The organism is Desulfurella sp. (assembly GCF_049977265.1).
In the GTDB taxonomy this organism is placed as follows: Bacteria; Campylobacterota_A; Desulfurellia; order Desulfurellales; family Desulfurellaceae; genus Desulfurella.
This window is the reverse complement of record NZ_JBMFGQ010000042.1, coordinates 9,706-11,921: the sequence shown is the minus strand read 5'-3', so window position 1 is coordinate 11,921 and position 2,216 is coordinate 9,706. Positions and strand designations below refer to the sequence as shown.

At 30.5% G+C, this 2,216-nt stretch carries 2 protein-coding genes and 1 pseudogene; all 3 read left to right on the top strand.

What is annotated here, in order from left to right:
• The coding region (locus tag ACP5FO_RS07515) for an SPL family radical SAM protein (protein ID WP_428157292.1) at positions 1-834 on the top strand (834 nt) is incomplete at its 5' end.
• Between the two features lie 82 nt (positions 835-916).
• Entirely contained in the window at positions 917-1,282 is a 366-nt protein-coding gene (locus ACP5FO_RS07510) for a roadblock/LC7 domain-containing protein (protein ID WP_424662903.1), read from the top strand.
• Positions 1,283-1,293: 11 nt separating this feature from the next.
• A pseudogene (locus ACP5FO_RS07505) lies at positions 1,294-2,216 on the top strand (hypothetical protein); the annotation flags it as partial.

Genomic DNA, 2,216 nt, shown 5'->3' with positions numbered 1-2,216 from the left:
GTTGGTATTTTTCACAATCTAAAAGATAAATGCGCAGTTATTTATGCAAATAAAAAAGGTGAATTTCTAAGGAAAACTCCAGATCATTACACACCACAAAATACTTATGGATACTCAATTCTTCAATCTTATAACTGCATATACGATTGTTCATATTGCTTCTTAAAAGGATATTTTAAAACATTCAATCCTGTTATTTTCAAAAACATAGAAGATTATTTTGAGCAAATAAAAAAAATTCTCTCAAAAGATAAACAAAGGCCAATGTATTTTTACCTTGGAACATTCTCTGATCCTATAGCTTTAAGTATCTTTGACAAAAGTTATATTAAATTTGCCGAGTTTTTTGAAAATCTCAATGCAATATTAGAAATTAGGACAAAATCAGCCAATGTTAAAGAATTATTACAACACAAACCTTTTAAAAATACAATAATTGCTTTTTCGCTTGCACCCCAAAATGCTATAAAAAAATTCGAATATTTTACATCAAACCTGACAAGAAGAATTGAAGCGATAAAATTGTTAGACAACGCCGGTTTCAATATTGGCATTCGTTTTGATCCTTTTTTTGGTGAATTTTTAAATCAATATGAAAGTTTTGTGAGTTTTTTAAAGCAAATAAAACATTTGCACTCAATTGAAATTGGTTTTTTGAGATTTTCAAAAAACGAGTACAAAATTTTTTTAGATAAAAACCCGGCAATTCTTTCAGGCATGATTTTAAAAAACAATATGTATGTATCAAATAAAATAGAAAATATAAAAAACGCAATACAAAACATATTTAGAGATTTTAAAGATAAAATTTACTATAATATGCTAACTAATTAAATAATTATAAAGTTTTGTCTTTATGACTTGACATCCTTTATTGATTATTATATAAATTAAAAAATTACCTTGGAGGTTAATAATGAAAGAAGAAGATCTCAATGCTCAATTGGCAGAATTAGTAAGATTAAATCCGCAAATTGAAGGTTCAGCATTGGTGAGTTCAGATGGTTTAATGATTAGCTCACAGTTGCCATCCAATTTTGATGAAGACAGAGTTGCTGCAATGTCAGCTGCACTGCTAACATTAGGTGAGCGTGCAGTGGACGAATTAGAAAAAGGCGTACCTGAGCAGGTTACAGTTAAAGGTGATAAAGGCTACATTATATTGACATCAGCTGGCAGCGAAGCAGTTTTAATTGTGCTTGCAAAACCAGATGTAAAATTGGGTTTGCTTTATTTGGACATTAAAAACACATCAAAAAAACTAAAAGAATTAATGTCATAAAGGTGTAGGTCATGAGCGAAGAAGAGAAAAAAGAACGCCTTGAAAAATTGACTGGCGCTCATGTTTTTTGGGCATCTTTGGTTGGCTCATCTTATGATTTGGGCATAATGAATCAAGCCATAATAGTGCCTGCAATGAAAGCAACTGCACAAAGGTTAGTATTGCATCAAATGTATAAAAATCTGTTGCCAAAATTTAATCCACAAGATAGTCTGGATGTTAATATCGAAAAAGCTCTCGACTCTTTAAACGAATACCTCCAATTTGCAAATCATTACAATGTATCTATTACTCAAGAAAATTCAAAAATGATAGCTACAATAAACATTAGAAAAGACTCTTGTATGTTTTGCCCAGTTGGTGTAGGTGGCGGTCCAGTTGATACTAGCGTATGTCCATACCCTCCACTTTTTTCTACATATTTTGATGTTTTAGCTAAAAATACACTTTCATTTTTAACACCCAAAATGAAAAAAGAAGAAAAAGGCTACATGAAAAAAGAACCTCAAGATTGTATTATGAGTTTTATCTTTGAAGAAGATGATGCTTTTAAATCAATTTATGAAATTTTAAAATCATCTGTAGAAAAAATACAAACTACAATAGAAAATGCACTAAAGGATGGTGTGATATCCGAAGAAGAACTCTGGGATAGAAATTATATCCCAATAGAAAATACAAACCCTCAAAAATACAAAACAAAATTTACTGATTTCATGAAAAAATTCATTCAACCAATTGAAGATGAAGTACTAAATCTAAACAAAAAATTTGTTTTTGTAGTGTTGGTTGATGAAAACGGTTATTTACCCGCGCACAATACAATATATGATCAACCACTAACAGGCGATTACCAAAAAGATTTAGTAGGAAACCGATCAATGCGCATCTTTAATGATCCTACAGGTCTTGCCGCTGCAAAAAATACAGATCC